Origin of the sequence: Streptomyces sp. NPDC048419 (assembly GCF_043200415.1) — a bacterium.
Lineage (GTDB): Bacteria > Actinomycetota > Actinomycetes > Streptomycetales > Streptomycetaceae > Streptomyces.
Genome location: NZ_JBICXT010000001.1, coordinates 30,944 through 54,911, shown reverse-complemented (window position 1 = coordinate 54,911; position 23,968 = coordinate 30,944). Strand labels below are relative to the sequence as shown.

Annotated in this window: 23 protein-coding genes; 17 read left to right on the top strand and 6 right to left on the bottom strand. The window is 70.3% G+C overall.

Annotated features, from left to right (window positions below; translation table 11 throughout):
• Positions 1 to 141 precede the first annotated feature (141 nt).
• On the top strand, positions 142 to 804 hold the full coding sequence (locus ACGFYN_RS00250) for a hypothetical protein (RefSeq protein ID WP_393863443.1): 663 nt from the start codon (positions 142 to 144) through the stop codon (positions 802 to 804).
• Between the two features lie 13 nt (positions 805 to 817).
• Here ACGFYN_RS00250 and ACGFYN_RS00245 read toward each other — a convergent pair whose 3' ends face one another.
• Positions 818 to 1,579 carry a cache domain-containing protein gene (locus ACGFYN_RS00245; RefSeq protein ID WP_393863442.1) on the bottom strand — a complete coding sequence of 254 codons (762 nt, stop codon included), beginning with the start codon at positions 1,577 to 1,579 and terminating at the stop codon, positions 818 to 820.
• Between the two features lie 33 nt (positions 1,580 to 1,612).
• Positions 1,613 to 2,338, bottom strand: a complete 726-nt coding sequence (locus ACGFYN_RS00240) for a FadR/GntR family transcriptional regulator (protein ID WP_393864129.1) — start codon at positions 2,336 to 2,338, stop codon at positions 1,613 to 1,615.
• 128 nt (positions 2,339 to 2,466) lie between these two features.
• On the opposite strand from ACGFYN_RS00240, the gene ACGFYN_RS00235 reads away from it, so the two are divergent.
• From ACGFYN_RS00235 to ACGFYN_RS00160, 16 genes are all read left to right on the top strand, one after another.
• On the top strand, positions 2,467 to 3,504 hold the full coding sequence (locus ACGFYN_RS00235; RefSeq protein WP_393863441.1) for an ABC transporter ATP-binding protein: 1,038 nt from the start codon (positions 2,467 to 2,469) through the stop codon (positions 3,502 to 3,504).
• Positions 3,505 to 3,551: 47 nt separating this feature from the next.
• On the top strand, positions 3,552 to 4,754 hold the full coding sequence (locus ACGFYN_RS00230; RefSeq protein WP_393863440.1) for an ABC transporter substrate-binding protein: 1,203 nt from the start codon (positions 3,552 to 3,554) through the stop codon (positions 4,752 to 4,754).
• 4 nt (positions 4,755 to 4,758) lie between these two features.
• Positions 4,759 to 5,649 (top strand): ABC transporter permease, encoded by an 891-nt coding sequence (locus ACGFYN_RS00225; protein WP_393863439.1) that lies wholly within the window; start codon positions 4,759 to 4,761, stop codon positions 5,647 to 5,649.
• A 40-nt stretch (positions 5,650 to 5,689) separates the two neighbouring features.
• The gene (locus ACGFYN_RS00220) at positions 5,690 to 6,505 is read left to right on the top strand and encodes an ABC transporter permease (RefSeq protein ID WP_393863438.1); all 816 of its coding nucleotides are present in this window, start codon (positions 5,690 to 5,692) and stop codon (positions 6,503 to 6,505) included.
• Positions 6,506 to 6,607: 102 nt separating this feature from the next.
• A complete protein-coding gene (locus ACGFYN_RS00215; protein ID WP_393863437.1) occupies positions 6,608 to 7,759 on the top strand; it encodes an NAD(P)/FAD-dependent oxidoreductase in 1,152 nt (383 codons plus the stop codon).
• On the top strand, positions 7,756 to 8,058 hold the full coding sequence (locus ACGFYN_RS00210; protein ID WP_393863436.1) for a (2Fe-2S)-binding protein: 303 nt from the start codon (positions 7,756 to 7,758) through the stop codon (positions 8,056 to 8,058). The genes ACGFYN_RS00215 and ACGFYN_RS00210 overlap by 4 nt, the downstream gene beginning before the upstream one ends.
• Positions 8,051 to 9,487, top strand: coding sequence for an NAD(P)/FAD-dependent oxidoreductase (locus tag ACGFYN_RS00205; protein WP_393863435.1), 1,437 nt, complete (start codon positions 8,051 to 8,053; stop codon positions 9,485 to 9,487). Before ACGFYN_RS00210 ends, ACGFYN_RS00205 begins: the two co-directional genes overlap by 8 nt.
• Positions 9,484 to 10,374, top strand: coding sequence for a dihydrodipicolinate synthase family protein (locus tag ACGFYN_RS00200; RefSeq protein ID WP_393863434.1), 891 nt, complete (start codon positions 9,484 to 9,486; stop codon positions 10,372 to 10,374). The genes ACGFYN_RS00205 and ACGFYN_RS00200 overlap by 4 nt, the downstream gene beginning before the upstream one ends.
• A 5-nt stretch (positions 10,375 to 10,379) precedes the next feature.
• A complete protein-coding gene (locus ACGFYN_RS00195) occupies positions 10,380 to 11,381 on the top strand; it encodes a proline racemase family protein (RefSeq protein ID WP_393863433.1) in 1,002 nt (333 codons plus the stop codon).
• A gap of 235 nt (positions 11,382 to 11,616) precedes the next feature.
• Entirely contained in the window at positions 11,617 to 12,288 is a 672-nt protein-coding gene (locus ACGFYN_RS00190; protein ID WP_393863432.1) for a GntR family transcriptional regulator, read from the top strand.
• Positions 12,289 to 12,334: 46 nt separating this feature from the next.
• Complete coding sequence (locus ACGFYN_RS00185; RefSeq protein ID WP_393863431.1) at positions 12,335 to 13,330, top strand: LacI family DNA-binding transcriptional regulator; 996 nt, start codon at positions 12,335 to 12,337, stop codon at positions 13,328 to 13,330.
• Between the two features lie 110 nt (positions 13,331 to 13,440).
• Positions 13,441 to 14,790 carry an ABC transporter substrate-binding protein gene (locus ACGFYN_RS00180; RefSeq protein ID WP_393863430.1) on the top strand — a complete coding sequence of 450 codons (1,350 nt, stop codon included), beginning with the start codon at positions 13,441 to 13,443 and terminating at the stop codon, positions 14,788 to 14,790.
• 2 nt (positions 14,791 to 14,792) lie between these two features.
• Positions 14,793 to 15,749: a carbohydrate ABC transporter permease gene (locus ACGFYN_RS00175; protein WP_393863429.1), complete on the top strand. Its 957-nt coding sequence runs from the start codon at positions 14,793 to 14,795 to the stop codon at positions 15,747 to 15,749.
• A complete protein-coding gene (locus ACGFYN_RS00170) occupies positions 15,746 to 16,624 on the top strand; it encodes a carbohydrate ABC transporter permease (RefSeq protein ID WP_393863428.1) in 879 nt (292 codons plus the stop codon). Before ACGFYN_RS00175 ends, ACGFYN_RS00170 begins: the two co-directional genes overlap by 4 nt.
• Positions 16,625 to 16,654: 30 nt before the next feature.
• The gene (locus tag ACGFYN_RS00165; protein ID WP_393863427.1) at positions 16,655 to 18,280 is read left to right on the top strand and encodes a glycoside hydrolase family 13 protein; all 1,626 of its coding nucleotides are present in this window, start codon (positions 16,655 to 16,657) and stop codon (positions 18,278 to 18,280) included.
• A gap of 88 nt (positions 18,281 to 18,368) precedes the next feature.
• Entirely contained in the window at positions 18,369 to 20,510 is a 2,142-nt protein-coding gene (locus ACGFYN_RS00160) for a discoidin domain-containing protein (RefSeq protein WP_393863426.1), read from the top strand.
• Here ACGFYN_RS00160 and ACGFYN_RS00155 read toward each other — a convergent pair.
• From ACGFYN_RS00155 to ACGFYN_RS00140, 4 genes are read right to left on the bottom strand one after another with little or no spacing between them, the layout of a single operon-like run.
• On the bottom strand, positions 20,479 to 21,300 hold the full coding sequence (locus ACGFYN_RS00155) for an ABC transporter ATP-binding protein (protein ID WP_393863425.1): 822 nt from the start codon (positions 21,298 to 21,300) through the stop codon (positions 20,479 to 20,481). The two genes, ACGFYN_RS00160 and ACGFYN_RS00155, sit on opposite strands and share 32 nt — an antisense overlap.
• A gap of 20 nt (positions 21,301 to 21,320) precedes the next feature.
• Positions 21,321 to 22,100 (bottom strand): ABC transporter permease, encoded by a 780-nt coding sequence (locus ACGFYN_RS00150; protein WP_393864128.1) that lies wholly within the window; start codon positions 22,098 to 22,100, stop codon positions 21,321 to 21,323.
• Entirely contained in the window at positions 22,100 to 22,873 is a 774-nt protein-coding gene (locus ACGFYN_RS00145) for an ABC transporter permease (RefSeq protein ID WP_393863424.1), read from the bottom strand. The genes ACGFYN_RS00150 and ACGFYN_RS00145 overlap by 1 nt, the downstream gene beginning before the upstream one ends.
• Complete coding sequence (locus tag ACGFYN_RS00140) at positions 22,870 to 23,841, bottom strand: ABC transporter substrate-binding protein (protein ID WP_393863423.1); 972 nt, start codon at positions 23,839 to 23,841, stop codon at positions 22,870 to 22,872. Before ACGFYN_RS00140 ends, ACGFYN_RS00145 begins: the two co-directional genes overlap by 4 nt.
• Between the last annotated feature and the right edge of the window lie 127 nt (positions 23,842 to 23,968).

Here is a 23,968-nt window from a genome sequence, read left to right as displayed (position 1 = left end):
ACATCCAGACGTCGCCACAACTGTGGCCAATTTCAGCCGTCAACCAGCACGAAATGCCACGATAGTTGACACGATCCGCCTCGGGACCGCAGGATCAAGGCGCCGCGTGAAGGCCGCAGAGGCAAGAGGGGTGACCTCCCGATGGCATATCAGGCAGGTGGGCAGCGGTCGGCACCGCGGCCCGTCCCCGAGAGTCTCGACGCCCAGGCGTATCTGGAGGACTACTCCGTCCTCCTTGAGGCCGTTCCGTTTCCGTCCGTCGTCATCGACCACCGTTGGGACGTAGTCCTCTCCAACAACGCTTTCGCGTCACTTTTCCGTGAGGTGGGCCCGCACCCGACGGCCATGCCGGCCGACAACTTCCTCAGGTTCGTCCTCTTCCACCCCGACGCGGCCACGGTCCTCGGTGAGCACGAGTCGAGCTGGTGCCTGCCGATGCTGGCGCACTTCGCGGCCGCCGTGGAGCGCTACGGCCACGACCACGGGCTGCAGTCGATCCGCCGTGACATCGCCCAGGACCCGATCATGGAGGCCGCCTACCGGCAGGGCCTGCCGCACTGGATCCGCGCGGTCGGCGAACAGGCCGTGGCGCACGACGGCGCCGTGCGCGCCCTGAGGCATCCCGATCCGCGCTGGGGTGCCACCGACTGCCGTGTGGTGGACGAGACGCCGCGGACGCTGCAGGACATGGGGTACACCCGGATCACGCTGGTGCTGCGGGAGACCCGCCGCGAGCGGCCCCGGGCCCGCAGGACGCGGCAGACGGCCGCGCATCTGACGGTGGTGCCGGCCCCGGGGACCTGACCGCCTGCCCCCTTCAGCGCTGCGAGACGACGAGCACGAGCGGGATGTCCCGGCAGGGGACCAGCCTCAGGTCACCGAACCGTCCTGGCCGCCCGCGCTCCAGCACGGCGGCGAAGTCCGGTCCCTTGGTGAGGGATCCGGCGAGATGGGCGGGGTCGGCGGAGGCGGTCACCCGGCCGCGCGCGTTGACCAGATGGGCCGGTCCCGGCAGCCGGCGCAGCATCGGCATCACGGCCCCCTCGAAGTGCCGTAGATACACGTCCGCCGCGGCCACCCCGGCGAAGCGTCCCGCCATCCGCACCGGCGCGGACAGCGTGAGGCTGTACTCGTCGGAGCAGAGGTAGTCGACGTAGGGCCCGGCCACCGCGCGCTCGCCGGTGTCGCGGGGGATGGTGAACCAGTCCCAGTGCGTGTAGTCCGCGTACGCCGACTGCTCGGGGTCGAGGTCCAGCAGCAGCGGCCGTACGCCGCCCTCGGAGTCGCTCTGCCACCACTCCAGCCAGGCCGGCACGTCGCCGAGCAGTCCCGGGGCGGCGACGAAGCCGACGCCGGAGACCAACTCGTGGCGGGCCAGGCGCAGATGGAGTCCCGGGCGGAGCGCGGCGAGGTCCACGGTCGCGGGGTGGCGGCCCTCGGCGGCCACCCGGTCCAGCAGCCGCGCGGTGTCGGTGCGGGTGGCGGTCACGGCGTCGAACACGCTCTCCAGGGCGGAGCGGACGCCTGCCGCGACCGCCTTCTCCGGCGCCGTGCCGGCTGCTGCCGTCGCGAGGCTCATGCGCACCCTCCAGCGGACCGGGCGCGGCGGACCCTAGAGGGTCAGGCGCAGCGCGACGAGCCGCGCCGTGGACTCCTGGACGCACCGCTCGGCCAGTTCCCTGGCCGTTTCGTGGGCCCCATCCTGCACCGCCGAGATTACGGAGCGGTGACGGTCCGCCACCTCTTCACGATATTCGTCGTCCCCGAGCACAAGACAGAGCACGGCGCCGATCTCGGTCTGCAGCGAGACCTGCTCCCGGGTCAGCCGCGCCGACTGCGCGGCGGCGGCCAGCTCCACATGGAAACGGCCGTAGACCCGGCTGCGCGCCGCGGTGTCCGCCGCCTGCGTCAACTCCTCGGCCGTACGCCGCAGTTGTACGAGGTCGTCGGGCTCGGTGCGCTCGGCGGCGAGCCGGGCCGCCGTGCCCGACAGGGCGGCCCAGTGGTCGCCGAGGTCGCGCAGCTCCTCGGTGCTCCAGCCGCGCAGCCGGACCCTGAGGCGCTCCTCGCCGGGGGCCTCGGGCAACGAGACGAAGGAGCCGCCGCCGCGGCCCCTGCGGGTGGTGACCAGGCCCTGCTGGCGAAGGGCCATCAGCGCTTCCCGCAGGGTCACGGTGGACACGCCGAGCTGCCCGGCCAGCTCGCTCTCGCCGGGCAGTTGCTCCCCTTGGGCGAGCAGGCCGAGCTCGATGGCGTCGCCGATCCGGCGGACCACCGCGTCGACACGCGCCCGGTTGTCCACCGGAGTGAACACGGCCCTGCGGGCACCGCCGTTCATCTGCTGCTGCTTCACGGGCACCACCTTGTGCGTTGACTCAAGCTTTACCTTGAGGGGGACTTGAGCTTTGAACTATGACTTCATATCTTTCCGTACAACGTAAGAGAGCGCCAGAAAGGTTCCCGTGCATGGAGGGAATGGCGATCCGGCTGCACGATCTGCGGAAGTCGTTCGGGGAGACGACCGCCGTGGCCGGCATCGAACTGGAGATCAGGGACGGGGAGTTCTTCTCGATGCTCGGTCCCTCGGGCTCCGGCAAGACCACCGTCCTGCGGCTGATCGCCGGCTTCGAGACCCCGACCGCCGGCCGTATCGAGCTCGCCGGGCAGGAGGTGACGGGCCTCGCCCCGTTCGAGCGCGACGTGCACACGGTGTTCCAGGACTACGCCCTGTTCCCGCACATGACCGTCGAGCAGAACGTCGCCTACGCCCTGAAGATCCGCAAGGTGCCCAAGGCCGAACGCCTCGTCCGCGCCCGCAAGGCGCTCGCCGAGGTCCGCCTCGAAGGCTACGGCGCGCGCCGCCCCGCCCAGCTCTCGGGCGGCCAGCGCCAGCGCGTCGCCCTCGCCCGCGCCCTGGTCGGCCGCCCCCGCGTACTGCTCCTGGACGAACCGCTCGGCGCGCTCGACCTCAAGCTGCGCGAGCAGATGCAGGTCGAACTCAAGGAGATCCAGCGCGAGGTGGGCATCACCTTCGTCTTCGTCACGCACGACCAGCAGGAAGCCCTGACGATGAGCGACCGCATCGCCGTCTTCGACCAGGGCCGCATCCAGCAGGTCGGCACTCCCGCCGAGATCTACGAACGCCCCGCCACGCCCTTCGTCGCCTCCTTCGTCGGCACCTCGAACCTGATCGACGGCGAGGCCGCCCAGCGTGTCGTCGGCGAACCCGGCATCTACAGCATCCGGCCCGAGAAGATCCGCGTCCTCAAGGAGTCCGCGGAGACCGACCGGCCGGAGCACACCACCGCCGCCGGCACCGTCGCGGAGGTCGTCTACCTGGGGGACAGCACCCGCTTCCTGGTCGACCTCGACGCCGGCGGCCGCCTCACCGCGCTCCAGCAGAACCTGGAGACCTCCGCCGAGGACGTCGCCGCCTACCGCGGCATGCGGGTCCGCCTGCAATGGCACCGCCGCCACACCGTCCCGGTCCCGGACACCCGCTGAAGCCCCGGTCCCGGCCGCCGAAGCCCCCACACCGCAGGGAGAACGACGTGCGTCTCACCCGAACCCTCAAGGTCGCGGCCTGCGCCGCCACCATGCTCCTCGCCGCCGGCGCGTGCGGCTCCTCCGACTCCGGCGGCGGCTCCTCCTCCACCGGGCTCAACCCCCCTGACCTCAAGGCACCCACGAAACTCGGCAAGACCGAGGGCAAGGTCAACCTGATCGCCTGGGCAGGCTATGTCGAGGACGGTTCCAACGACCCCAAGGTCGACTGGGTCACCGACTTCGAGAAGCAGACCGGCTGCCAGGTCAACTCCAAGGTCGCGGCCAGCTCCGACGAGATGGTCAAGCTCATGAAGACCGGCGACTACGACGCCGTCTCGGCCTCCGGCGACGCCTCCCTGCGCCTGATCGCCTCCGGCGACGCGGCACCCGTCAACACCAAGCTCGTGCCCAACTACAAGGACATCTTCGCCGGGTTGAAGAACGGCAGCTGGAACTCCGTCAAGGGCCAGATGTACGGCATCCCGCACGGCCGCGGCGCCAACCTGCTGATGTACAACACCCAGAAGGTCACGCCCGCGCCCACCTCCTGGGCGGCGGTCTTCGACGACGCCGCCCAGCACAAGGGCCACGTCACCGCGTACGACTCCCCGATCTACATCGCCGACGCGGCGCTGTATCTCAAGGCCACCAAGCCCGAGTTGAAGATCAAGGACCCCTACGCGCTGGACCAGAAGCAGTTCGACGCGGCCGTCGCCCTGCTGAAGAAGCAGAACGCGAACGTCGGCGAGTACTGGAGCGACTACCTCAAGGAGGTCTCCGCCTTCAAGAGCGGCGACTCCGTGGTGGGCACCACCTGGCAGGTCATCGCGAACCTCACCTCCGACGAGGGCGCCAAGGTCAAGGCCTTCGTACCCAAGGAGGGTTCGACCGGCTGGTCCGACACCTGGATGGTCTCCGCCAAGGCCAAGCACCCCAACTGCGCCTACAAGTGGCTGGACTGGATCGTCTCGCCGAAGGTCAACGCCCAGGTCGCCGAGTACTTCGGCGAGGCACCCGCCAACTCCAAGGCGTGCGGGCTGACCAGCGACAAGAACTTCTGCACCGTCTACCACGCCGCAGACGAGAACTACTGGAAGAACATCGCCTTCTGGAACACCCCCATCGAGCAGTGCCTGGACGGCCGGACCGACGTGAAGTGCGTGCCGTACGCCAAGTGGGTCCAGGCCTGGACCGAGATCAAGGGCTGACCGCATGACCGCCATCGAGGCGAACGCCGGGCGGGGCACCGTCCGGCGCCTCGCCGGGGCGCTGCACCGCCGTCCCCGGCTCCGGCTGACCCTGCTGCTGACGGCGCCGCTGCTGTGGCTGGCCGTGCTCTACCTGGGTTCGCTCGCCGTCCTGTTCGTCTCCGCCTTCTGGACGACCAACTCCTTCACCTCCCAGGTGGTGAAGGTCTGGTCGACCGACAACTTCCACGAGCTGCTGACCACCCCGGTCTACCGGCAGGTGGTCCTGCGCAGCATCGGCGTCGCCCTCGCGGTCACCGTCCTGTGCGCGGTGATCGCCTTCCCGCTCGCCTTCTACACCGCCCGCGTGGCCCGGCCGAAGTGGCGTCCGCTGCTGGTGGTGGCCATCCTCACGCCGCTGTGGGCCAGTTACCTGGTCAAGGTGTACGCCTGGCGGCTCATCCTCTCCGAGGGCGGACTCGCCGACTGGGTGCTGAAGCCGTTCGGGACGGCCGGACCCGGGTACGGCCTGCCGGCCACGGTGCTGACCCTGACGTACCTCTGGCTGCCGTACATGATCCTGCCGATCCACACCGCGCTGGAGCAACTGCCCGCCAACCTCCTCGAGGCATCGGCGGACTTGGGCGCGAAAAGCTGGCGCACCTTCCGCTCGGTGGTGCTGCCGATGGTGCTGCCGTCCGTCGCGGCCGGGTCGATCTTCACCTTCTCGCTCAGCCTCGGCGACTACATCACCGTGCAGATCGTCGGCGGCAAGACCCAGCTCATCGGCAACGTCGTCTACTCCAACATCGAACTCAACCTGCCCATGGCGGCCGCGCTCGGCACGGTGCCGGTGGTGGTCATCGTGATCTACCTGCTGGCCATGCGCCGTACGGGCGCGCTCAGCAGTCTGTGAGGCGGGGTGCCATGTCGTCCGAAGCCAGGTGGTATGTCACATGACACTCTCCAGATCCGCCCGCATCGCGCTCCGGGTCGCCGCCGCGCTCGGCTTCGCCGTGATCTACGTCCCGCTGCTGCTCGTCCTCGTCAACTCCCTGAGCCCGGACCGCAGTGCGAGCTGGCCGCCGCCCGGGTTCACGATCCACTGGTGGCAGGTCGCCTGGCACAACGCCGGTGCCCGTGAGGCGCTGTGGGTCTCGGTCAAGGCCGGGCTCGGCGCCACCGCCATCGCCCTGGTCCTCGGCACGCTGATCGCCTTCGCCGTCGCCCGGCACCGGTTCTTCGGCCGCGGCACCATCTCCTTCGTGGTCGTCCTGCCGATCGCCCTGCCCGGCATCGTCACGGGCATCGCCCTCAACTCGGCCTTCGGCACGGTCCTCGAACCCCTCGGCGTCGGCCTCGGCCTGTTCACGGTGATCGTCGGCCACGCCACCTTCTGCATCGTCGTCGTCTTCAACAACGTCGTGGCCCGGCTGCGCCGCACCGCCGGGACCTACGAGGAGGCGGCGATGGACCTGGGCGCCAACACCTTTCGCGCCTTCGCCGACGTCACCTTCCCACTGGTGCGCTCGGCGCTGTTCGCGGGCGGACTGCTCGCCTTCGCGCTCTCCTTCGACGAGATCGTGGTGACGACGTTCACGGCGGGCCCCGGCATCGAGACCCTGCCCATCTGGATCTTCGACAACATGACCAGGCCGCAGCAGGCACCGGTGGTGAACGTGGTGGCGGCCGTACTGGTGCTCCTCTCCGTCCTCCCGATCTACGTGGCCCAGCGGCTGTCCTCGGACACGGCGACCGGGAGCCGGGTCTAGGGGCCCCCAGCGCAGGGGCGGGCCCGGCGCGGAGGCGGCCGTCGGCGCGGATGGGTGCGCGGCACTGTTCCCAACAACTGTGGTATGTGACATAGTACTGACGTGAGTCACCCTCTGACCTGCGATGTCGTGGTCGTCGGCGCCGGAATGACAGGTGCCGCCTGCGCCCTGTACGCGGCTCGCTCGGGCCTGGACGTCGTCGTCGTGGACCGCGGTCCCGTGGCCGGCGGCACGACCGGAGCCGGGGAGGGCAACCTCCTGGTCTCCGACAAAGCGCCGGGTCCGGAGCTGGATCTCGCGCTCCTGTCCAACCGCCTGTGGAGTGAACTCGCGCAGGAATACGGTGAGTTCATCGAGTATGAGGCCAAGGGCGGGGTCGTGGTGGCCACGTCCCCGGGCGGACTGACCGCGCTGGAACACCTCGCCGCCGAGCAGCGAGCCGCGGGAGTCGTCGCCGAAGCGGTCGACGGCGACGCCCTGTACAGCCTCGAACCCCACCTCGCACCAGGGCTGCCCGGAGCCGTCCACTATCCGCAGGACTCCCAGGTCATGCCCGCCCTGGCCGCCGCTCATCTGGTACGGGCCTCAGGCGCGCGCCTGCTGACCGGCCGGACCGTCACCGGCGTGCCGCGCGCCCCCGACGGCGCGGTGCTCGGCGTCCGCACCGACCACGGCGACATCCACGCCCCGGCGCTCGTCAACGCGGCGGGAACATGGGGCGGGGAGGTCGCCGCCCTCGCCGGGGTGGTCCTTCCCGTCCTCCCGCGGCGCGGCTTCGTCCTCGTCACCGAACCGCTCCCTCGTCTGGTCCACCACAAGGTGTACGCCGCCGACTACGTGGCCGACGTGGCCAGCGACTCGGTCGCACTGCAGACGTCACCGGTCGTGGAGGGCACCGCCGCCGGACCGATCCTGATCGGCGCGAGCCGTGAACGGGTCGGCTTCGACAGGTCGTTCTCCCTGCCCGCCCTGCGGGCCCTGGCGGCGGACGCGACACGGCTGTTCCCCTTCCTCGCCGAGGTCCACGCCATCCGTTCCTACCTCGGCTTCCGCCCCTACATGCCCGACCACCTGCCCGCCGTCGGCCCCGATCCCCGGGTCCCGGGCCTGTTCCACGCCTGCGGCCACGAGGGCGCCGGCATCGGCCTGTCCACCGGTACCGGGCATCTGATCGCGCAGGTGCTGACCGCGAAGACACCCGATCTGGACCTGACTTCGTTTCGCCCCGACCGCTTCGCCGAGGAGACCGCGTGAGCTCCCCACTCGACCTGACCGAGGCCCACCCGGGCCCCGCCTTCACGGTCACCCTGGACGGCCGTGAGATCGAGGCGCTGCCCGGCCGGACGGTCGCCGCGGCGCTCTGGGCGGCCGGTGTCACCTCGTGGCGCACCACCCGTGGCGAGGGCCGTCCGCGGGGCGTCTTCTGCGGGATCGGTGTCTGCTTCGACTGCCTGGTGACCGTCAACGACCGCCCGGGCAGGCGGGCTTGCCTGGTCACCCTGCAACCGGGCGACGCGATCCGTACGCAGGAGGGGACGGGCCACGATGACTGACCACCTCTCCCAGGCCCCGCACCTCGCGGTGATCGGCGCGGGCCCGGCGGGCCTCGCCGCGACCGTGGCCGCCGCGGCCCGCGGCGTCCGCGTCACGCTGATCGACGCGGCCGGACAGGCGGGCGGCCAGTTCTACCGGCAGCCGGCCGCCGGGCTCCGCGCGGGCCGGCCGCAGGCGCTGCACCATGACTGGCGGACATGGGAGCGGCTGCGCGCGGCGCTCGATACGCACGTCAGGGCAGGCGACGTAAGGCACTTGACGGGCCATCATGTCTGGTTCGCCGAGCGGCGGCCGGACGGGCGGCGGTCCGGCCGGTTCACCGTGCACGCCCTCCGCGGCTCCGAAGGGGAGGACCCGGCGACCGTGGACGCCGACGCCGTCCTCCTGGCCACCGGCGGATACGAGAAGGTGCTGCCCTTCCCCGGCTGGACCCTCCCCGGCGTCGTCACCGCGGGCGGAGCGCAGGCCATGCTCAAGGGGGCGCTCGTGGTGCCCGGCCGTACCGCCGTCGTCGCCGGGACCGGGCCGCTGCTGCTGCCCGTGGCGGCGGGCCTCGCCGCAGCCGGCGTGGAGGTCGCCGCCCTCGTCGAGTCCGCCGCTCCCCGGGCCTTCCTGCGGCGGACCCGGACGCTGGCCGCACAGCCGGGCAAGATCACCGAAGGGGCCGGATACGCAGGCCGGTTGATCCGGCATCGCGTGCGCACACTGGCCCGGCACACCGTCGTCGAGGCACACGGCGGCGACCGGCTGGAGGCCGTGACGGTCGCCGCGCTGGACCGCGACGGGCGGGTCAGGCCCGGCACCGGGCGCCGTATCCCCTGTGACACCCTCGCCGTCGGCCACGGCATGCTCCCGCACACCGACCTCGCCGAGACCCTCGGCTGCCGCCTCGACGGCCTGAGCGTGCACGTCGACGACGAGCAGCGCACCGACGTGCCGGGTGTCTGGGCCGCGGGCGAGGCCACCGGCATCGGCGGCTCGGGCCTCGCGCTGGCCGAGGGGCACATCGCCGGGCGCTCCGCCGCGGCCCGTCTCGGCGGCGGCGTACCGGACCCGCGTGAGTGGGCCGCGGCCGCCAAGTCCCGTGTACGGCTGCGGGAGTTCGCCGCGGCGCTCGACTCCGTGTACGCCCCGCCCGCGCACTGGACGGAGCAGGTCCTGGACGACACCGTGGTGTGCCGCTGCGAGGAGATCACCGCCGGCACGATCCGGGTGGCCGTCGCAGAGCTCGGCGCGGGTGATCTGCGCACGGTGAAGCTGCTGACCCGGGCCGGCATGGGCTGGTGCCAGGGCCGCGTCTGCGCACCCGGTGTCGCCGGGCTCACCGGGTGCGAACTCGCCCCGTCAAGACGGCCGTTCGCCCGTCCCGTCCCGCTCGGCGTCCTCGCCCGCGAGCACATCCACCCGACCGATGGAGGGCCCTCATGACCGACCACCGTCCCTGGCGCGGCGTTCTCGTCGCCACCGCGCTGCCGCTGAACGACGACCACTCCGTGAACTACGACAAGTACGCCGAGCACTGTGCCTGGCTCGTCGCGAACGGCTGCGACGGCGTGGTGCCCAACGGCTCGCTGGGGGAGTACCAGGTGCTCACCCCCGAGGAGCGGGCCAAGGTCGTCGAGACGGCCGTCGACGCGATCGGCGGGGAGCGCGTGATGCCCGGCGTCGCCGCGTACGGGTCCGCGGAGGCCCGCCGCTGGGCCGAGCAGGCGCGTGCCGCGGGCTGCCGTGCGGTGATGCTGCTGCCGCCCAACACCTACCGCGCCGACGGGCGTTCGGTGCTGGCCCACTACGCGGAGGTCGCGAAGGCGGGCGTGCCTGTGGTGGCGTACAACAACCCCATCGACACCAAGGTCGACCTCGTGCCGGAACTCCTCGCCGAGCTGCACGGCGAGGGGTACATCCAGGGCGTGAAGGAGTTCTCCGGCGACGTCCGGCGCGCCTACCGGATCGTCGAACTCGCCCCGGAACTCGACCTGTTGATCGGTGCGGACGACGTTCTGCTGGAGCTGGCGATCGCGGGTGCGAAGGGCTGGGTGGCCGGTTACCCGAACGCGCTGCCGAGGTCGAGCGTCGAGCTGTACCGCGCGGCCGTGGCAGGAGACCTGGGCACGGCCAAGAAGCTCTACGAGCAGCTGCACCCGCTGCTGCGCTGGGACTCCAAGGTGGAGTTCGTACAGGCCATCAAGTTGTCCATGGACATCGTCGGGCGGCACGGAGGCGGCTGCCGTCCGCCTCGGGTGCCACTGCTGCCCGAGCAGGAGGCCGTGGTCCGGGCCGCCACCGAGCAGGCCGTCGCGGCCGGACTGGCGTAGGGATCATGCGCAGCAGACTCGTCCTGCACGCCGTCGACTCGCACACCGAGGGCATGCCCACCCGCGTGATCACCGGCGGGATCGGCACCATCCCCGGCGCGACGATGAACGAGCGGCGGCTGTACTTCCGCGAACACCGCGACGACATCAAGCAGTTGCTGATGAACGAGCCGCGTGGGCACTCCGCGATGAGCGGCGCGATCCTGCAGCCGCCGACCCGGGACGACTGCGACTGGGGCGTCGTCTACATCGAGGTCTCCGGCTATCTGCCCATGTGCGGGCACGGCACGATCGGCGTCGCGACCGTGCTGGTGGAGACCGGCATGGTCGAGGTCGTCGAACCGGTCACCACCATCCGGCTGGACACCCCGGCCGGGCTCGTGATCGCCGAGGTGGCGGTGGAGGGCGGGGCGGTCAAGGCGGTCACGCTGCGCAACGTGCCGTCGTTCGCGGTCGCACTCGACCGCAAGGCGACACTGGCCGACGGGCGGTCGGTGACCTATGACCTGGCCTACGGCGGCAACTTCTACGCCATCCTGCCGCTGGAGCAGTTCGGCCTCCCCTTCGACCGCTCCCGCAAGGACGACATCCTCGCGGCGGGCCTGTCCCTGATGGACGCCATCAACGCCGTGGAGGAGCCGGTCCACCCGGAGGATTCGTCGATTCGCGGCTGCCACCACGTCCATCTGATCGCTCCGGGCGCGACCGCGCGACTGTCGCGGCACGCGATGGCGATTCACCCCGGCTGGTTCGACCGCTCGCCCTGCGGCACCGGGACGAGCGCGCGCATGGCCCAGTTGCACGCGCGCGGCGAACTCCCGCTGCACACCGAATTCGTCAACGAGTCCTTCATCGGCACCCGGTTCACCGGCCGGCTCCTCGGCACGACCGAGGTGGCGGGCCGCCCCGCCGTGCTGCCCAGCTTCACCGGCCGCGCCTGGATCACCGGCACCGCCCAGTACCTGCTGGACCCCGAAGACCCGTTCCCCGCGGGCTTCGTGCTCTAGGGGGTGTCTGACAGTTCCCGCCTGCCCCGCGACGCCTGGCACGCGCTCCCCCAGAGGGGGCGCCCCCAGCCGCGTTGCCGGACCGCCCACGTGACCCCGCCACGCGAGCGGTCCGGCGCCTTGCGATCGCGCGCACCAGACGCCGCGAGGCCCGCCCTCCGGGCGGACGACGGGATTTGTCAGACACCCCCTGGCGGCTCCGCTAATGTCGGGTGACCCGAGGAGGACGATCACCATGGCCCCGCAGAAAGGCCCGTCTCTGCCGCCGCTCGGCGGCCGGAGGCCCAACTTCCGCGAACGCGTGGTGGACGTGCTGCGGGCCGCCCTGATCGCCGGCGAACTGCGCCCGGGCGAGGTGTACTCGGCGCCGGCCCTCGCCCCTCGCCTGGGCGTCTCCGCGACCCCGGTGCGCGAGGCGATGCTCGAGCTGGTGAAGGAGGGCATGGTCGCCATCGTCCCGAACAAGGGGTTCCGGGTCACCGCCGTCTCCGACAAACAGCTCGACGAGTACAAGCACGTCCGGTCCCTGATCGAGATCCCGACGACGGTGGGCCTCGCGACCACCGCCGACGCCGGTGATCTCAAGGCGCTGCGCCCGCTGGCGATGGAGATCGTCAACTCGGCCGCGAAGGGCGATCTCATCGAGTACATCGAGGCCGACCTGAACTTCCATCTGGGCCTGCTGGCGCTGGCGGGCAACGACCACCTCGTGGAGGTCGTACGGGATCTGCGGCGCCGTTCGCGGCTGTACGGGCTGACCGCCCTGGTGGAGGCGGGGCGGTTGCAGGCTTCGGCGGAGGAGCACCTGGAGCTTCTCGACGCGCTGCTCGCCCGGGATCCGGACGGTGTGCGCGAGGTCATGACCAGGCACCTCGGGCACATCCGCGGTCTGTGGGCAGCCCACTGACAGCTTTACGCAAGCTGTTTGCATTTCTTGCGCTATTCTTGCGCTCATGACGCGACGACTTGCTGAGGTGGCGAAGAAGGTCGGGGTCAGTGAGGCCACGGTCAGCCGGGTGCTCAACGGCAAACCGGGGGTCTCCGAGTCCACCCGGCAGGCGGTGCTCTCCGCCCTGGACGTCCTCGGCTACGAACGGCCCACGCAGCTGCGCGGTGAACGCGCCCGGCTCGTGGGCCTCGTACTGCCCGAGCTGCAGAACCCGATCTTCCCCGCGTTCGCCGAGGTGATCGGCGGAGCCCTGGCCCAGCTCGGCCTGACGCCGGTGCTGTGCACGCAGACCAAGGGCGGTGTCTCGGAGGCCGACTACGTGGAGCTGCTGCTGCAGCAGCAGGTCTCCGGCGTCGTCTTCGCCGGCGGGCTCTACGCCCAGGCCGACGCCCCGCACGACCACTACCGCCGGCTCGCCGAGCGCAACATCCCGGTCGTGCTGGTCAACGCCTCCATCGGACACCTCGGCTTCCCGGGCGTCTCCTGCGACGACGCGGTGGCGATGGAACAGGCCTGGCGGCACCTGGCCTCGCTCGGGCACGAGAGGATCGGGCTGGTGCTGGGACCGTCCGACCACATGCCGTCGGAGCGCAAGCTCGCCGCCGCCCGGGTCATGGGGGACCTCCCGGACGAGTGCGTGGCCCGGGCCATGTTCTCCATCGAGGGCGGTCACGCGGCGGCCTCCCGGCTCATCGACCAGGGCGTCACCGGCTTCATCTGTGCCAGCGACCCCCTCGCCCTCGGGGTGATCCGGGCCGCGCGCCGCAAGGGACTCGGCGTCCCCGCGCAGGTGTCGGTCGTCGGCTACGACGACTCCGCGCTGATGAACTGCACCGAGCCCGCGCTGACCACGGTCCGCCAGCCCATCGAGGCCATGGGCAGGGCGGCCGTGGAGCTGCTGAACGCGCAGATCAACGGCAGTTCCGTAGCCGCCGAGGAGCTCCTGTTCGAGCCCGAGCTGGTGGTCAGGGGGTCGACCGCGCAGGCGCCGCGTTCCTGAGATCCATCCGGCTGTCGAATAATTTCAAATTGCGCGCGACATCTTGCGTCCAGATGTCGGCGGTGCTTGAGTGTGCGTCGCCCACCGCTCCTGCCCAGAGGGGTCCACCGATGAGAAGCACCGGGTTCCGCCGTACCTTCGCCGCACTCGGCGTCTGTTCGCTCGCTCTGACCGCGTCCGCCTGCGGATCGAGCGACGACGACTCCTCCAGCGGCAAAACGCGCATCACGGTCAACTGCGAGCCGCCCAAGAGCGCCAAGGTCGACCGCGGGTTCTTCGAGCAGGACGTCGCCGACTTCGAGAAGCAGAACCCGGACATCGACGTCGTCGCACACGACGCGTTCCCCTGCCAGGATCCGAAGACGTTCGACGCCAAGCTCGCCGGCGGCCAGATGGAGGACGTCTTCTACACGTACTTCACCGACGCGGGGCATGTGGTCGACATCAACCAGGCGGCCGATCTCACGCCGTACATCAAGGAGTTGAAGAGCTACAGCACCCTGCAGAAGCAGCTGCGCGACATCTACACCGTCGACGGGAAGATCTACGGCATCCCACGCACCGGCTACTCGATGGGCCTGATCTACAACCGCAAGCTCTTCCAGAAGGCCGGGCTCGACCCCGACCGGCCTCCGGCCACCTGGGACGAGGTCCGCGCCGACGCCAAGAAGATCGCCGCGCTCGGCGGCGGCACCGTCGGGTACGCCGACTACAGCGCCCAGAACCAGGGCGGTTGGCACTTCACCGCCGAGATGTACTCCCAGGGCGGTGACGTCGTGAGCGCCGACGGCAAGAAGGCCTCCATCGACACCCCCGAGGGCCACGCCGTCCTGCAGAACCTGCACGACATGCGCTGGGCCGACAACTCGATGGGCAGCAAGCAGCTCCTCGTCATCAACGACGTGCAGCAGATGATGGGTTCGGGCAAGCTCGGCATGTACCTCTCCGCCCCCGACAACATCCCGATCCTGGTCAAGGAGAAGGGCGGCGACTACAAGGACCTCGCGCTCGCCCCGATGCCCGGCGGCAAGGGCACGCTCATCGGCGGCGACGGCTACATGTTCAACAAGCACGACACGCCCGCCCAGATCCGCGCCGGCCTGAAGTGGCTCGACCACATGTTCCTCACCCCCGGATCGGGCTTCCTCGGCGACTACGCCCGCGCCAAGAAGGCGAACGCGCCCGTCGGCCTGCCCGAGCCGCGGCTCTTCACCGGCGCCGCCGACGCCAAGGACCAGCAGGTCAAGAAGGCCAACGCCAATGTGCCGGTGGAGAACTACCAGTCCTTCCTCGACGGCAACCAGCAGCTCCAGATGAAGATCGAGCCGCCGGACGCGCAGCAGATCTACTCCGTCCTCGACGGCGCCGTCTCCGCGGTCCTCACCAAGAAGGACGCGAACGTCGACCAGCTGCTCAAGGAAGCCTCCGGCAAGATCGACAGCATCCTGGCGCGGGGCTGAGCATGACGAAGACGGCCGAGCGGCGACCGATCGGCAAGGTCGCCGTACGCCCGGTGCAGGCGCCGCCTCCGGCAGGGGACCGGAGACGGCGCCGCCTCGCCGACCAGGCCCGCGCCTACGCCTTCCTCCTCGGCGGCCTCCTCTGCTTCGCGCTGTTCTCCTGGTACCCGGCGATCCGCGCCGTCGTGATCGCCTTCCAGAAGTACACGCCGGGCTCCTCGCCCGAATGGGTCGGCACCGCCAACTTCACCCGGGTCTGGCACGACCCGGAGTTCACCGCCGCCTGGCGCAACACCTTCACCTTCACGCTGCTGGCCCTGCTGATCGGTTTCGCGATCCCGTTCGTGATGGCGCTCGTCCTCAACGAACTCCGGCACGCCAAGGCCTTCTTCAGGGTCGTGGTCTACCTCCCGGTGATGATTCCGCCGGTGGTCAGCGCCCTGCTGTGGAAGTGGTTCTACGACCCAGGGGCCGGCCTCGCCAACGAGGCGCTGCGCTTCCTGCACCTGCCCACCTCGAACTGGTCCAACGGCGCCGACACCGCCCTCGTCTCGCTGGTGATCGTAGCCACTTGGGCCAACATGGGCGGCACCGTCCTGATCTACCTGGCCGCCCTGCAGTCCATCCCCGGCGAGCTCTACGAGGCCGCCGAACTGGACGGTGCCAATCTGCTCCAGCGCATCCGGCACGTGACGATCCCGCAGACCCGCTTCGTGATCCTGATGCTGATGCTCCTTCAGGTCATCGCGACGATGCAGGTGTTCACCGAACCGTTCGTCATCACGGGCGGCGGTCCGGAGAACGCCACCGTCACCGTCCTGTACCTGATCTACAAGTACGCCTTCCTCTACAACGACTTCGGCGGCGCCTGCGCGCTCAGCGTGATGCTCCTGGTGCTGCTCGGCGCCTTCGCCGCCGGCTACCTGTGGCTCACCCGCTCCGGAGGGGAGGACGTATGAGCGCCACCCGCACCCTCGTCTCGCCGGCGGCCCTCGCCCGCCCACGCGGCAAGGCCGTGTACTGGACCGTCTTCGCGGCCGTAGTCCTGCTCTTCGCCCTCGCCTTTCTCTTTCCCGTGTACTGGATGGCGACCGGCGCCCTGAAGTCGCCGGACGAGATCGCGCGGACGCCTCCCACACTCGTGCCGAAGCAGTGGCACCTCGGCGGCTACACCGACGCCTGGGACCTGATGCAACTGCCGGAGCACCTGTGGAACACGGTGGTCCAGGCGGCCGGCGCCTGGGCGTTCCAGATCGTCTTCTGCACGGCCGCCGCCTACGCCCTGTCGAAGCTCAAGCCGGCGTTCGGCAACGTGATCCTCGGCGGCATCCTCGCCACGCTGATGGTCCCGGCGCAGGCCCTCGTCGTACCGAAGTACCTGACCGTCGCCGACCTGCCTTTCATCCACACCAGCCTGCTCAACGACCCGCTGGCCATCTGGCTGCCGGCCGTCGCCAACGCCTTCAACCTCTATCTGCTCAAGCGGTTCTTCGACCAGCTTCCCCGCGATGTGCTGGAGGCCGCCGAGATGGACGGCGCCGGCAGGCTGCGCACCCTCTGGTCGATCGTGCTGCCCATGTCGCGGCCGGTCCTCGGCGTCGTGTCGATCTTCGCGCTGGTCGCCGTGTGGCAGGACTTCCTGTGGCCGCTGATGGTCTTCTCCGACACCGACAAACAGCCGATCAGCGTGGCACTCGTCCAGCTGTCGCAGAACATCCAGCTCACCGTGCTCATCGCCGCCATGGTCATCGCCAGCATCCCGATGGTCGCGCTGTTCCTCATCTTCCAGCGGCACATCATCGCCGGGATCAGCGCGGGCAGCACGAAGGGCTGACGCCCTCCCTTCGACAGAAAGGCATGCACAGTGGGACAGCCCACCCCTGCCCAGAAGGACTCGACGGACCTGACGGACGAAAGGCACTGGTGGCGCTCCGCCGTCATCTACCAGGTGTACGTCCGCAGCTTCGCCGACGGCGACGGCGACGGCACCGGCGACCTCGCGGGCGTCCGCTCCAGACTGCCCTACCTCGCCGAACTCGGCGTGAACGCCCTGTGGTTCACCCCCTGGTACCTGTCGCCGATGAAGGACGGCGGCTACGACGTCGCCGACTACCGCGCGATCGATCCGTCCTTCGGCACCCTCGCCGAGGCGGAGAAGCTGATCGCCGAGGCCCGCGAACTGGGCATCCGCACCATCGTCGACATCGTGCCCAACCACGTCTCCGACCAGCACCCCTGGTTCCGTGCCGCGCTCGCCGCCGGCCCGGGCAGCCCGGAGCGCGAGCTGTTCCACTTCCGCCCCGGACGCGGCGCACACGGCCAACTCCCGCCCAACGACTGGCCGTCGCAGTTCGTCGGCTCCACCGAGCCGGTGTGGACGCGACTGCCCGACGGGGAGTGGTACCTGCATCTGTTCACGCCGGAGCAGCCCGACCTCAACTGGGCCCACCCGGCCGTCCGCCAGGAGCACGAGGACATCCTGCGGTTCTGGTTCGAGCGCGGAGTGGCGGGCGTCCGTATCGACTCGGCGGCGCTGCTCGCCAAGGACCCCGCGCTGCCCGACTTCGTCGAGGGCCACGACCCCAATCCCTTCGTCGACCGCGACGAACTGCACGACATCTACCGCTCCTGGCGGGCCGTGGCCGACGAGTACGACGGTGTGTTCGTCGGCGAGGTGTGGCTGCCGGACGCCGAGCGCTTCGCCCGTTACCTCCGTCCCGACGAGCTGCACACGGCCTTCAACTTCTCCTTCCTGTCCTGCCCTTGGGACGCGCGGAGACTGCGCACGTCGATCGACACGACGCTCGCCGAGCACGCCCCGGTGGGCGCGCCCGCCACCTGGGTGCTGTGCAACCACGACGTCACGCGCACGGTGACCCGATACGGCCGCGGCGACACCGGCTTCGACTTCGCGGCCAAGGCCTTCGGCACTCCGACGGACCTCGCCCTCGGCACCCGGCGCGCCCGCGCCGCCGCCCTGCTCTCCCTCGCCCTGCCCGGCGCCGTCTACGTCTACCAGGGCGAGGAACTCGGCCTGCCCGAGGCCGACGTCCCGCGCGAGCGCATCGAGGACCCGATGTACTTCCGCTCCGGCGGCACCGACCCCGGCCGGGACGGCTGCCGGGTCCCCCTGCCGTGGAGCGCCGAGGCGCCGTACGCGGGCTTCGGCTCGCACCAGGAGCCGTGGCTGCCGCAGCCCGCCGGCTGGTCCGCGTACGCCGCCGACCTGCAGGCCGCCGACCCCGGCTCGATGCTCGCCCTCTACCGCGCGGGCACCCGGCTGCGCCCGGCCTTCGGCACCGGCCCGCTCACCTGGCTGCCCGCGCCCAAGGGCGTCCTGGCCTTCACCCGCGGCGGCGCCGTCTGCGTGGTGAACCTCGCCGACACCTCCGCCGCGCTTCCCGCCCACAACGAACTCCTGCTCGGCAGCGGCCCCTTGGACACCGGCGGACGGCTGCCGAAGGACACCGCGGTCTGGCTGCGCGGCTGAGCCCGCACCGCACCCCTACCGCACACGCACCGCCACCCCCACACCCCCCACACGAAGGGATCAGCACATGCACAGGACTGTCAGGGGCATGCCAGCAGCCATGGTGGTCGCCCTCTCCGCCGGACTGCTCACCGCCGTCGCACCCGCCGCCCACGCCGCGGCCGGCGCGAGCCTGCCCTTCACCTCCGTGGAGGCCGAGTCGGCCACCACCACCGGCACGAGGATCGGCCCCGACCACACCCAGGGCACCGTCGCCTCCGAGGCGTCCGGACGGCAGGCCGTCCGCCTCGACTCCGGTCAGCGCGTGGAGTTCACCGTGCCGCGCGCGAGCAACGCGGTGAACGTCTCCTACAACGTCCCGGACGGCCAGTCGGGTTCGCTGAACGTGTACGTCAACGGCACCAAGCTCGCCAGGACGCTCCCGGTGACGTCGAAGTACTCGTACATCGACACCGGTTGGATCGCCGGCGCGAAGACCCACCACTTCTTCGACAACGCCCGCATGCTGCTCGGGCAGAGCGTCCAGCCGGGCGACAAGGTCGCCTTCGAGTCGACCGGCACCCAGGTCACCGTCGACGTCGCGGACTTCGAGCAGGTCGACGGCGCGGCCACGCAGCCCGCCGGCTCGGTGTCCGTCACCTCCAAAGGCGCCGACCCCAGCGGCAACGGCGACTCCACGCAGGCCTTCCGGGACGCGATCTCCGCGGCCCAGGGGGGAGTGGTGTGGATCCCGCCGGGCGACTACAGGCTGACGTCCTCGCTCGGCGGCGTCCAGAACGTCACGCTCCAGGGCGCGGGCAGCTGGTACTCGATCGTGCACACCTCCCGCTTCGTCGACCAGTCCAGCTCCTCCGGCAGCGTGCACATCAAGGACTTCGCGGTGTTCGGCGAGGTCACCGAGCGCGTCGACTCCAACCCGGACAACTTCGTCAACGGCTCGCTCGGGCCGAACAGTTCGGTCTCCGGCATGTGGATCCAGCACATGAAGGTCGGCCTGTGGCTGATGGGCGACAACGACAACCTGGTCGTCGAGAACAACCGCATCCTCGACACCACCGCCGACGGCCTCAACCTCAACGGCAACGCCCACGGGGTCCGCGTCCGCAACAACTTCCTGCGCAACCAGGGCGACGACTCGCTCGCCATGTGGTCCCTGAACGGCGCGGACAGCAACAGCAGCTTCGAGAACAACACCGTCTCCCAGCCGAACCTCGCCAACGGCATCGCGATCTACGGCGGCACCGACATCGCCGTCAGGAACAACCTGGTCTCCGACACCAACGCCCTCGGCAGCGGCATCGCGATCTCCAACCAGAAGTTCCTCGACCCCTTCTCCCCACTGTCCGGCACGATCACGGTCGCGGGCAACACGCTGGTGCGCACCGGCGCGATCAACCCCAACTGGAACCACCCGATGGGCGCGCTGCGCGTCGACTCCTACGACAGCGCGATCAACGCGAACGTCGACATCACCGACACCACGATCACCGACAGCCCGTACAGCGCCTTCGAGTTCGTCTCCGGCGGCGGTCACGGTTACCCGGCCGGCAACGTCAGCATCAGCGGTGCGACGGTGAAGAACACCGGCACGGTCGTCGTCCAGGCGGAGACGCAGGGCGCGGTGAAGTTCAGCGATGTCCAGGCCACCGGGGTCGGCGCGGCCGGCGTCTACAACTGCCCCTACCCCTCCGGCTCCGGCACCTTCACCGTGACCGACGGCGGCGGCAACTCCGGCTGGAGCAGCACCTGGGGCGACTGCTCGACCTGGCCGCAGCCCGGCCAGGGCAACACCGACCCGGACCCGGGCCGCAATGTCGCAAAGGGCCGCCCGGCCACGGCGACCGGCTCGCAGGACGTCTACACGCCGGGCAAGGCGGTCGACGGCGACGCGAACACCTACTGGGAGTCGGCCAACAACGCCTTCCCGCAGTCCCTGACGATCGACCTCGGCTCCGCCCAGGCCGTCCGCAGACTGGCGCTGAAGCTGCCGCCGTCGTCCGCCTGGGGCGCCCGCACCCAGAACGTCACGGTGCTGGGCAGCACCGACGGCTCCACCTACTCCACGGTGGTCGGCTCCACCGGCTACCGCTTCGACCCGGCCACCGGCAACACGGCCACGGTCTCCCTCCCCGCGAGCACGAACCTGCGCTATCTGCGGCTGACCGTCAGCGCCAACACGGGCTGGCCCGCAGGGCAGTTCAGTGAGGTGGAGGCGTATCCGGCTTCGTGACCGGCTCCGGCTTGGTCCCGCGCTTCGCCGCCTGGATCTGCTCGTAGACATGGGTCCGCAGTTCGGCGAAGCGCGGGGCCACCCGGGTGTGCAACTGGTCGCGTTCGTCGGGGAGATCGACCTTCAGTTGCTCCTGCACGACCGTGGGGGAGGCGGACAGGACGATCACCCGCTCGCCGAGGTAGACGGCCTCGTCGATGTCGTGGGTGACGAACAGGATGGTGATGCCGCGCTCGCGCCACAGGCCTCGTACGAGGTCCTCCAGATCCGCGCGGGTCTGTGCGTCGACCGCTGCGAACGGCTCGTCCATCAGCAGGACGTCGGGCTCGTAGGCGAGGGCGCGGGCGATGGCGACGCGCTGCTGCATGCCGCCGGACAGCTGCCAGGGATACGCCCCGGAGGCGTCCGCGAGGCCGACCGACTGCAGGGCGTCCGCGACCAGCTCCTTGCGTCGGGGCTTGCTCAAGTCCTTCTGCTTCAGGGGAAGTTCGACGTTCTCGGCGACCCGCATCCAGGGGAAGAGGCTGCGCCCGTACTCCTGGAAGACGAACGCCATCCCGGGCGGCGGCCCGGTCACCGGCTTCCCCGCGAGCAGCACCTGGCCGGCCGTCGGCGTGAGCAGCCCGCCCAGGCACTTGAGCAAGGTGGTCTTGCCGCAGCCCGACGGGCCGACGACACAGACGAGTTCGCCCGTCTCCACCGTGAAGGTCAGGTCGCGCACCGCCTCCACGCGGCGGCCCGAGCCCTCGTAGGACTTCCGCAGACCGGATACGTCGAGCAGTGCGTCCATGGACCGCCCTTTCACGAGGTTCACGAGGACCGCCGGGTGGAGGCGCGCAGGCCGTGGTACCAGGCGAGCACCCGTCGTTCGACCAGCTGGAAGACGACGGAGAGCAGGAAACCGAGCAGGCCGAGGACGAGGATGCCGGTCCACATGTCGGGGATGGCGAAGCTGCGCTGGAACTGCACGACGGTGAAGCCGATGCCGTTGCTGGCCGCGAACATCTCGCTGATGACCATCAGGATGATGCCGATGGACAGCGCCTGGCGCAGCCCCGCGAAGATCTGCGGGCCGGCCGAGGGCAGTACCAGCGTGCGCAGCCGGGCGACGCCGGTGATGCCGTAGGAGCGGGCCGTCTCCAGCATCACCGGGTCGACGGCGCGCACGCCCTCGACCGTGTTGAGCAGGATCGGCCACACGCAGCCGCTGGCGATCACGACGATCTTCATCGAGTTGCCGATGCCGGCGAACAGCATGATGACCGGGACCAGCACGGGCGGCGGGATGGCGCGAAGGAACTCCAGGACCGGTTCGCAGAACGCGCGCACCCGCCGGTAGGAGCCGATGACCGTGCCGAGCGCGACGCCGGCGACGGCCGCGATCGAGTAACCCGCGAGCAGTCTGAGCAGGCTCGGCAGTACGTCCGTGCGCAGGCGTTCGCCGGTCCAGACGTCCGGGAAGGTCCTCAGGATCGTCCGCAGGGGCGGCCAGTAGGGGTTCACGCTGCCGCTGGAGGCGGCCCACCACACGGCGATCAGCACCGCGGGCAGTGCGACCACCAGCAGCACCCTCAGCAGCACACGCCCGATCACACCGCCACCTCCCCGCGCACCGACTGGTGCCAGGCCAGCGCCCGCCGCTCCACGGTGCGCGCGCCGACGTTGATGAGCAGCCCCAGCAGCCCGGTGACGACGATCAGGGCGTACATCTCGGGCACCGCCTGCGAGCTCTGCGCCACGGCGATCTGCTGGCCCAACCCCGGTGCCCCGATGACGAGTTCGGCGGTGATGGCGAGGATCAGCGCCACCGCCGCGGCCAGCCGCACACCCGTCATGACGTACGGCAGCGCGGTCGGCCACAGCACGTACCTGATCCGTGCCCAGGTGCCCAGCCCGTACGACCGTGCCGTCTCCTCGGCGACCGGGTCGACGTCCTGGACGCCGTAGAGCGTCTGGATGAGCACCTGCCAGAACGACGCGTAGACCACGAGCAGCAGGACGGAACGCAGTTCGGTGCCGTACAGGAGCACCGCCAGCGGGATCAGGGCGACCGAGGGGATCGGGCGCAGGAACTCGACCGTGGAGGCCGTCGCCTCGCGCAGATGGGGCACGACGGACAGCACGACGCCCGCGACGACACCCGCGCCGACGGCGATCGCGAGGCCGATCGCCCAGCCGGTGAGGGTGTCGCCGAGTGCCGACCAGAAGGCGCCGTCGGCGAGTTCGTCGCCCAGGGCCGAGGCTATGCGGCTGGTCGGCGGGAAGTAGCTCTCCTTGACGAGGCCGACCCGCGGCACCACCTCGCCGAGCGCGAGGAAGGCCGCGAGCCCGGCCGCACCGAGTGCGGTGTTCAGTCCCTTCACGGCATCAGCTTGTCGACGTCCGGCGACGTCTTGAACAGGCCGTCCTGCTCGCCGAGCTTCGCCAGTGTCTCGATGGAGGCCTTGTTCGGCTCCTCGGGCCAGCGCGGCAGCGTCATCTTGGACAGCAACGCCGAGGGGATCTTGGTGTACGTGCCGACGATCTTGCGGACCTCGTCCGGGTTCTTGTCGGAGTAGGCCAGGGCCTCCTTGGTCGCCTCCTGGAACCGCTTCACCACGTCGGGGTTCTTCTGCGCGTACTGCTGGGAGGTGAAGAACATGGCGACGGTCAGATTGCCGGCGGCGTCGACGAAGGGGGACCCGACGTTCTTCGCGCCCTCGCTCTTGGCCTGGGTGAACGCGGGCTCCACGATGAAGGCGCCGTCGACCTGGCCCTTGTCGAGCGCGGCCGGCATCTGATCGAAGGGCAGCTCGACGAACTTGATCTTCGAGGGGTCGCCGCCCGCCTTGCGGACCGAAGCGCGCACCGTCGTGTCGCCGATGTTGTTGAGGTTGTTGACGGCGACCTTCTTGCCCGCGAGCTCCTTGGCCGACGTGATCTTGCTGCTCTTGGGGACGACCAGACCGCAGAAGTCGGCGTTCTCCTTGCCGGTGGAGTTCACCCCCTCGGCCACGGCCTTGACCGGCACGTTGTTGGTCTGGGCGATCAGCAGCGAGGTGACGTTCGAGAAGCCGAACTGGTACTGACCGCTGACCACGCCGGGCACGATGGCCGCGCCGCCCTGCGCCTGGCTGATGTCGAGCTTCAGCCCGTGCTTGGCGTAGAAGCCCTTGGCCTGGCCGACGTAGAGCGGGGCGGTGTCGACGATGGGGATGGTGCTGACCTTGATGGTCGTGGTGCCGCCGGACGAGGTGCTGCCGCCCGAGGAGCCGGAGCCCCCGGACGAGCCGCAGGCCGTCGCAGCGAGCAGGAACGTGCCGGTCGTGAGACCGGCGATCAGACGGCGCATGACTCCTCCTGTGCAGAGAACGGGTGCAGCGGTGTTCCGACAGGTTGTGCGCAAGGCGCACGGTAGTGCGCAGCCCTGCTCAGCGGGAAGGTAGAAGCCGCAACGGGTCTGGTCAATGGGTTCGCCG